Here is a 7,885-nt window from a genome sequence, read left to right on the forward strand (position 1 = left end):
TAAAAATAGTGTGTTAGATTTTATATCGTTTGTGTGGGCTGGCAAGCGTTGCTTCTTTTTGTTTTGCTTTTAGAGAATAACATGGCCACCCAAAGTTATTGGCTCTACTTAAGCCCTGCTTAATTCACTTATTCCTGTTATTTAACAATCTATGCGTCTTTACCCAAGCTTACGTTCTTTTACATCCTCTTTACATTGGCTTTACATTTGGCTTTTGCCTTGTATGCAATAATTATTCAAACCCAAGGCATTGAAACATTGAGCCTTATTAAGTGCTGTTATTTATTCCAGCGAACCAGATGAGATATAGAGTAAAGATGTTGACAAGAAATTTGAGCTTACAGCTGGCGTTATTATTACTTCTTATGGGCTTACAAGCTTGTGGCGGGGGGAGTGATCAGGATGACACAGTCAGCACTGAGCCGATCCCTACAGTGCCAGAAACTACACCACCAGAAACCGAAGGGCCGTTAACCCCTTCACCAGGCGAAGCTATGGCGTTTTTTGGCCCAAGCGATGTTATCAAAATTGTTGACGGTGAAAGTGGTTTTGAAGGCAATATTGATAGTGGCGACCGCTTTGGTCGAGATCATGACAAAGTAGGGGATATTGATGGTGATGGCATCAGTGATTTAGTTGTTGGCGCTCGTTCTGATGATGATGGTGCAACAGATGCTGGAGCGGTATACATCCTCTTTATGAATGAAGATGGAACGGTGAAAAGCAATCAAAAAATATCAGCATTAACAGGTAATTTTGACGGTGAATTATTTGCTGGTAGTTTCTTTGGCTATGGCGTGGCAGGCATTGGTGATTATGATGGTGATGGCATTCCAGATATTGCTGTGTCAGCCCCTGCCAGTAATGACGTGCATACAGTGTATATTTTGCACCTTAATAGCAATGGCACCGTTAAGTCGATGGTGAAAAATACTGACATTACTGCATTTGGATTAAGCGCGGTTGGCGATTTAAATGATGATGGCCGAATCGATATTGTGGCGGCAGATCCAGGCCATACTAATGGTGGTGCTATTCATTTGTTATTTTTTGATGAAAGCTCAGAAGTGATATACAACGACATAGTTACCATAGGTGAATATTATGGCGGCTTTGGTGAAGGGCTTACTGAGGGGGATGATTTTGGCGGTAGAGAGTCAGCACTACTGGGTGATTTAGATGGCGACGGCAACAAAGAACTTGCAGTGGGTGCGTTTCAGTCTGACGGCGGCATTGGCGCTATTTGGATTTTATCGCTTGATAGCGAAACCAATCAGGTGGTTGATAAGTTAAAAGTTGCACCAGGTTTATCGGGATTTAATGAAACGATATCAACCGATGAAAACCCCAACGGTACCAGTGGCGGACATTTTGGTCATGCTTTGGTCGCAACGGGTGATTTAAACGGAGACGGTATCCCAGATTTGGTAACGGGCGCTAATCAATATGCTGATGGTGTTGGTTACATCATCTATTTAAATGCAGATAAAACCGTTAAAACTTTTACCCGAATAAACAGTGAAGAAGGTGGGTTTGATTTATCGTTACAAGCCAATGAGCGTTTCTCACGGTCGATGTCTTTTGTTGGTATTTCAAATACTCATTTTAGAATTAACATGGGCGGCGGCGCTAATGGCACTGGCGGTATGTATGTATTGAATTTTCAAGGCTGTAGTATCACACCTCAAGATGAGCAAACCTTTTGGAGTGGTGGCAATACCCTGTTTAGCAATTGGGATCACGCTAGCCAAATGGTGACAGGGGCATTAAGTCTAGAGCAATGCCAGCTAAAAGCTTTTGAACATAACGGGGTTAATATCACCGCCAAAGCAGCTGATGGCCGGTGTATTATTAAAGATGCAAACGCGAAACTAGAGATGAGTGACGAGGGCAGTACAGCCTATGCGCTCGTTTGCCCTTAATTATCTGCTGGTTATGTGGTAATCAACCGCGTATAGAGGGTAAGTTGCATACATATTTGCCCTCAAGCGGCCGCTTAATCAGCATGATTTTAGCGGCTAATAATAAAAAATAAGTGGGGCTGAGTAAACTTTTCACTTTGTGCTCGTGCGGTTCAAATGAACTGTAATTTACAAGCGAATGATTGGCTTCTTCTTCCCTGAAAGGCGTTCTCCTATTGGATTAAGAGCTTGGCCTGCGTTTGTTTTTTATTGGTTATACATTACGCTATTGGTTCTGTTTATTGCAATGGCTTAGCGCACTGTTTTGTCTGAAAAGTTGATATAAAATCATTTAAAAGTAGGGTGTTAGATTCGACGTTGCTAATTTATGCTCTTACAAGCGGCTTCTTTTTGTTTTGCTTTTATAGTTAGGCGTCTTCTCTGCTGTTTTGCATCGACTTAAAGTAAGTGGGGCAGTAACTGCCACCACTTATTTTTTAGGAATATTTAAGCAGCACAAATTCCATACTTGGGTAGTACATCGTGTAGGATGTCGAGTCTATGAGCTTGCAGTGCATCATGGAATAGTTTCCAATCAGATGTTAAGAAATTAGGGCTATATTCAAATTCATCATCATCAGAATCTTTACTTTTCTGTTGTTTAATCGACTCGTACTTCCAAGAACCAACCCCTTTAGGGATGTAATTGATTTTTTCTGAACCAAATGAAAATTTTGCATCTTCTATGGCTTTTAGCCATTTAGCATGCCTTGTTTCACCATCTTTATCATCAATTGTTTTGAGCATTTCACTGATAGTGTTGAGATCCTCTTGGGGAATCCCCTCAACACCATCTAGGTCAAGAATCTGATCATTACTTAGGAAACACTTCATTGCACGACACATCATATTTGTTGCTTCTAAAAATGACTTTGGATTGTCACGCTGTATTTCTTCTTGCAAGCCATTCTTATATTTCCAAGTAATATATGGTCTATCAGGGTGGCTAAGTGCCGCGCCATGCCCAAGTGGAAATGCATTACTTACAAACCAATTTGAAATTTTGTCGAGCCAACTGCCATCTAGTTCAGGATCGTTACTTGTTAGTTCTGATACCTCATTGATTTTATGATTGTTTCCAGTAAAACCATAGTGTGTAAAAGTGTCGGCATACACATGCATTGTTATGCCTAACCTATGTAACGCGTATGGTTTGCTTTGATCTGCCACGGCAAGTCTAAGCATATCGCGAGCTACGTAACTATCTGGTTGGCACACTAACTTATTAATAAAGCTCCCTGTAGGGTTTTGCCCTGCTGGCAAACCAGCATTACCTGGTAAGAAGTGAAATGGTGCCCAGACTTGGTGATTAGCTAATTCTTCAGAATTTCTATAATCGAGCATTTTATGTGCAGATGAGATTCTGGAGTACATTGCGCCATTAGTGAACTTTATTACACCAGAATTTGTCGCGTCATCGACATATTGAGCGCTATAAGCAATCACTTGCGCTTCATTGTTATTAAAACCAGCAAATCTTGCAGCGATATAAGTTAGTGTATGGTGTCCATCAATTTGCATATTGTCTTCCCTGATTATTGATTTATGCTAAGTGTGTTATTCGTTAAGAATTAATGATCACAAAGTGCACTCAAGATCTATGACTTTTCTACTAGATACTTGGATAATTTGATGCCTTTATTAATTTCAACACCATAATTTTCAGATATGTTAGCTAACTGAGCGATCTCTTTAGGGCTGGCTGTAGAGCATCTAATTTCAGTGGCATAACGCACTCCAAATAAATGGACCATGGTAGATTTCTCTCCCTTAAGTGCTTGTTGGTACATCTCTGAAAGTTTCATTACTAAGTCTTGTGTAGACATATAAGCTCATTAATAAGAATTGATGAGGGGCAAAGTAATCTTTTCATTTTGTGCTTGTGCGGTTCAAATGAACCGGCTTTTACAAGCGAATGATTGGCTTCTTCTTCCCTGAAAGGCGTTCTCTTATTGGATTAAGAGCTTGGCCTGCGTTTGTTTTTATTGGTTATACAATAAGCTATTTTTTTAACCAATTGCAATGGGTTAGCGCACTGTTTTGTCCGAAAGTTTGAAATTAAATCATATAAAAATAAGGTGTTACATTGTGTATCGTTAATTGTGCGGTAGCGATAGGGATTGCTAAAGACTACCTTTGATTTCAGGCGTTAAAGACTGCTCTATGACTTGTTTTACTTCTTGCACCGAATATCTCGCTTTGGCTGGAAATCGTATGAGCGGTAGTTGGGCACTTTCGCAAGCTTCATTAATGAGTGCATCACGTTTTTGAGCTTGTTTGCTGTTATGGCTTTTATCATCTAGCTCTATGGCTGCAACAAACTCCATGGTGTCGGGTTTACACAATATATAGTCGAAGTGCTTGGCTGAAATCCGATTAAATGCGGTTTGCCAGTTGCTACGGTTTAAGCCTTTTTCTGGGGTAAGCACATCGGCAACCCGTACTTTGGCAAATACACGATATTGATCTGCACAGGCGGTATCAAGCACACCCAAGAATGAGCGTTCTGCATGGCTGAATAACTTGGTTTTACGGCGATAATTTAATTGCTGAGGGCGGCTAATAAGGGCGATAAATAGCCTAATAAGCACGATAAATACAAATGCTAAAATAAGGTAGGTGAAATCCATTATTCATCCTTGAATTGAACAAGTGGTCAGAGAGAACTTAATTTTTTATCTTTGAAAGGCGCTTATTACTATCGATTTTGAATAGATGGTCGTCTTATGTGCACTATTGCCATTTCGCTGCCAAGTTCCCAAAAGCATTCTGCATCGATATGTGGGCAACGATATCTAACTTCGTAACTCCTGTAGCCATAATCATGGCAACCAGTACGAACTAAAAATACTCCATCTTTATCACGTCCAATCCTACATACGGCAGCCTTTTTCAATGTGCCAACATACATGCCTAAATAATATTGTGGAAACCCTTGTTCGAAATTGCTGACAATTGCCTTTACTGCTTTTTCGCTAACGCCTTCTTCAATTTCAAGCTCAGTTTCTGAATGTACTATTGAGCTAAAAAAGAGAAATAAAGCACATAGGGTTCTTAACATAATGTAATCACATAATCCTTTAAGTGAAACAAGCGAATGATTGGCTTCTTCTTCCCTGAAAGGCGTTCTCTTATTGGATTAAGAGCTTGGCCTGCGTTTGTTTTTACTGGTTATAGATTACGCTATTTGGTCTTAAAAGTGCAATGCCTTTAAGCATCAACCTGTGATTAAAATCATTTAAAAATAGTGTGTTAGATTCGTCATTGCTAATTTGCGCTCGCACATGCGGCTTCTTTTTGTTTTGCTTTTTTAGTTAGGCGTCTTCTCTGCTGTATTGCATCGGTGCGAATATGAGTTGATTACATAGCTTGTCTGCTAGTGCTGCGCTGTTTTCGATATTGGCTGATTTGAGTAACCATAGGTTTGCAATAGGTGGGGTTCCCTGAGACTCCCCCTCAACTTCCACAACTCACTTACTGATGCTCCTCAATACTGCTCTGTAAAAGCGATATATCACAATTAATGTTATAGTGATTTGTACGTTGTTTATTTTTATCCTGTATAAAAGTTGCATGAAATGAGTGAGCTTCTACTCCATATAGCTCTATTGATAATACAATATCATCACCAACGGACAATGATAAACTTCTGTACTTTCCATTTTCACGTCTGTGACTATTTATCTTTTCATAAGCCTTTAAACATTGATAAAAGGGTCCTAAAACACCTTTAACGGGGATATCCTTAAAATCATACCCACCACCAGTATTGACAGCGAATCGAGAATTGCTATTCATTGCATTAATTGCATCATCAATAACCCTATCCGGCCTGATTAATAGCTGCGCCACAGTAGACACAGTAAAAATCACTACAAAAAATTGATAAAAACGGCTCATAGTTCAGTATAACCTTAATAAATGGGGAGTCATCCAATAACATGGCCACCCATCATTAGTAGGGGGATCAGACTCTGCCACCATTTGCTTATTGAAAAAGAACCACCAAATGGTGGCTCTTTTTATTTCACCAACCGAATGTTAATTCAATAAGCCTTGAATATTATCTACCAGCACAAGCCAAGCAATGTAAATAGCTGGGCTTAAACAAGCGAAAACGATCGTTGTGCCAACAAAATGAAAGCCTGAACCAGCTTCTTCGTCATCGTCCTCTTCATTTGCACTGCCCAATTTATTGAGTGCTTGCGCAAGTTCATCGTCTGTTGAACTTGAAGAAAACAGCTTACCAATTGCAGCTCCCATTTCAGCGGGATCAGACACGGGGCGATATTGGTCAATATCGAGCGGCTGTGCTAAGTCGGCTTCATTGTCTGCGCCAACTAGTTCACTGAATGAATAAACTGAGTTTGGAGTTACAACTTTGGGGCCTGTTTGTTGTGGTAATTTGTCCTCATCTTCGGCAGCATCTAAATCATCTGGGTTATAAAAAGCGTGAAACTCTTGGGCTAAGACAAGGCCGACAATTAAAATGATTGATGACGATGTAATCGCAGCCACAATCCACTGTTGAGGGAAAGTTAGCCAATTTGCATAATCGGCGAACACTACGCCTGCTGACACCAGTAAGAAAGCATGTAAGGTACCCCACCAAAAGTCCCGTTCTTCAGCAAGCCAACTACCTTTGATGACATAGACTTGATAGGACGCAAACAGCGCAATGTATAAATAGAAGTACCAACTCATAGTACGACCTCCTTACCAGAGATAACACCTTGTTGAGACAATGAATACAATGATTGTTTAGGTAGTAGTATTGCCCATGCCGCTTCGTCATCCTCAATAATATCGAGCAATCCCATAGCCAAGCTGGCTTCTTTTTTCAGCATTAATGCTAGATGAATAATAAAGTTTTCAGACACTGAGCGAGTAAACTGTTTAAACAGCCAATGTTGAGCTCCCTTACTAGAGTCAAATGTTAGCTCCACACTTTTTTTATCTTCGTCGAACTTGCAATGAATATTGGTAATTTCTAGCTCGGTTGCAAGACTGGCAACCGTCTCCATCATTTCAGCATAGTATTCATCAGGCTCAAAAATATCACCGCCTTGCCAAATGATACTTTTGTGTGACAATACTTCCTGCACAAAGTGTTCTTTGCAAAGAAGATCGTTACGCAGATCGTAGTCTTCGATGTACTCTTTCACTTGCTCTTTCACCTCTGATGTTAAGTCAATCAGTCCCGCATTGACCAAAGCCGTTAGCAGTCGCTTCATTTCGGCTTTGTTTTCAATCGCACAGGCCTTGGTTTCTAATTCTTCTTCGTCATCAAAATCAACTGATTCAAGTTCATCTAATTCACCTTTGAGTACTTCATAGGCCCGTTTTTTTTGCTTTTCTGATGCATTTCCTGAAAACGTTGCTGCCACGTCCGATAAAGGTTGCAAAGCTTGTCTTCCCTTCCAACTTGAAATCGCCGAAAACACTAAGCAAGGTATCCAGAACCCCCAAAAGGCAGGCATGAAAAACCAATTTTCATGAAATAAACCAAAAAAAAGTGACAAGGTTAAAGCGACAATTCCCGCTTTAATTGAAGAGAAAAGCCACTCAAATAGATAGGCCTTTTGTAGTAAGGTAAAGATTCTCAATTTACGTTCCTTCGCATTGTTTTATTTTTAAAGTCAGTAAAATTGCCCTGTCATTGGGGGGATACTCACTTCTGTTTTTGCTATCTTATTCTTAGATTTATCAATCCCGATATCTATATCTCTGTAGCTGTTAAGTTGTTTGGGCATGCTTGCAGGTGGCACTATGTCATGACACCAGCGACCTAAAAATACAGCTTAATTTAGTAATTCAGCGAGCTTTGGACAGCCTTTATGAAAGCTACTTTCAAGTGCGTAATCTAGTGCATTTTTATCACTATCATTTTTGATCGCTTTATCAGCGCCTTTATCAAGTAGGAT

The 7,885-nt window shown here is 40.1% G+C and carries 9 protein-coding genes; 1 reads left to right on the forward strand and 8 read right to left on the reverse strand.

The annotated features are described in order from the left end of the window. Positions 1–317: 317 nt before the first annotated feature. Positions 318–1,922, forward strand: a complete 1,605-nt coding sequence (locus AB4153_RS21510; protein ID WP_371998617.1) for an integrin alpha — start codon at positions 318–320, stop codon at positions 1,920–1,922. Positions 1,923–2,408: 486 nt separating this feature from the next. Here the strand turns inward: AB4153_RS21510 and AB4153_RS21515 are convergent, their stop codons facing one another. The 8 genes from AB4153_RS21515 to AB4153_RS21550 all read right to left on the reverse strand — a co-directional run bounded on the left by AB4153_RS21515 (position 2,409) and on the right by AB4153_RS21550 (position 7,567). Further along, positions 2,409–3,482, reverse strand: coding sequence for a DUF6765 family protein (locus tag AB4153_RS21515; RefSeq protein ID WP_371998618.1), 1,074 nt, complete (start codon positions 3,480–3,482; stop codon positions 2,409–2,411). 77 nt (positions 3,483–3,559) lie between these two features. Continuing rightward, positions 3,560–3,787 carry a hypothetical protein gene (locus AB4153_RS21520; protein WP_371998619.1) on the reverse strand — a complete coding sequence of 76 codons (228 nt, stop codon included), beginning with the start codon at positions 3,785–3,787 and terminating at the stop codon, positions 3,560–3,562. Between the two features lie 297 nt (positions 3,788–4,084). Continuing rightward, positions 4,085–4,591: a DUF2726 domain-containing protein gene (locus AB4153_RS21525; RefSeq protein WP_371998620.1), complete on the reverse strand. Its 507-nt coding sequence runs from the start codon at positions 4,589–4,591 to the stop codon at positions 4,085–4,087. 68 nt (positions 4,592–4,659) lie between these two features. Further along, a complete protein-coding gene (locus AB4153_RS21530) occupies positions 4,660–5,022 on the reverse strand; it encodes a hypothetical protein (protein ID WP_371998621.1) in 363 nt (120 codons plus the stop codon). Between the two features lie 253 nt (positions 5,023–5,275). After that, on the reverse strand, positions 5,276–5,428 hold the full coding sequence (locus AB4153_RS21535) for a hypothetical protein (RefSeq protein ID WP_371998622.1): 153 nt from the start codon (positions 5,426–5,428) through the stop codon (positions 5,276–5,278). A gap of 7 nt (positions 5,429–5,435) precedes the next feature. Next, positions 5,436–5,861, reverse strand: a complete 426-nt coding sequence (locus tag AB4153_RS21540; protein ID WP_371998623.1) for a hypothetical protein — start codon at positions 5,859–5,861, stop codon at positions 5,436–5,438. Between the two features lie 141 nt (positions 5,862–6,002). Next, entirely contained in the window at positions 6,003–6,665 is a 663-nt protein-coding gene (locus tag AB4153_RS21545) for a hypothetical protein (protein ID WP_371998624.1), read from the reverse strand. Beyond that, the gene (locus AB4153_RS21550; RefSeq protein WP_371998625.1) at positions 6,662–7,567 is read right to left on the reverse strand and encodes a hypothetical protein; all 906 of its coding nucleotides are present in this window, start codon (positions 7,565–7,567) and stop codon (positions 6,662–6,664) included. The genes AB4153_RS21545 and AB4153_RS21550 overlap by 4 nt, the downstream gene beginning before the upstream one ends. Between the last annotated feature and the right edge of the window lie 318 nt (positions 7,568–7,885).

This window comes from Shewanella sp. 10N.286.52.E4 (assembly GCF_041468785.1).
Taxonomy (GTDB): domain Bacteria; phylum Pseudomonadota; class Gammaproteobacteria; order Enterobacterales; family Shewanellaceae; genus Shewanella; species Shewanella electrodiphila.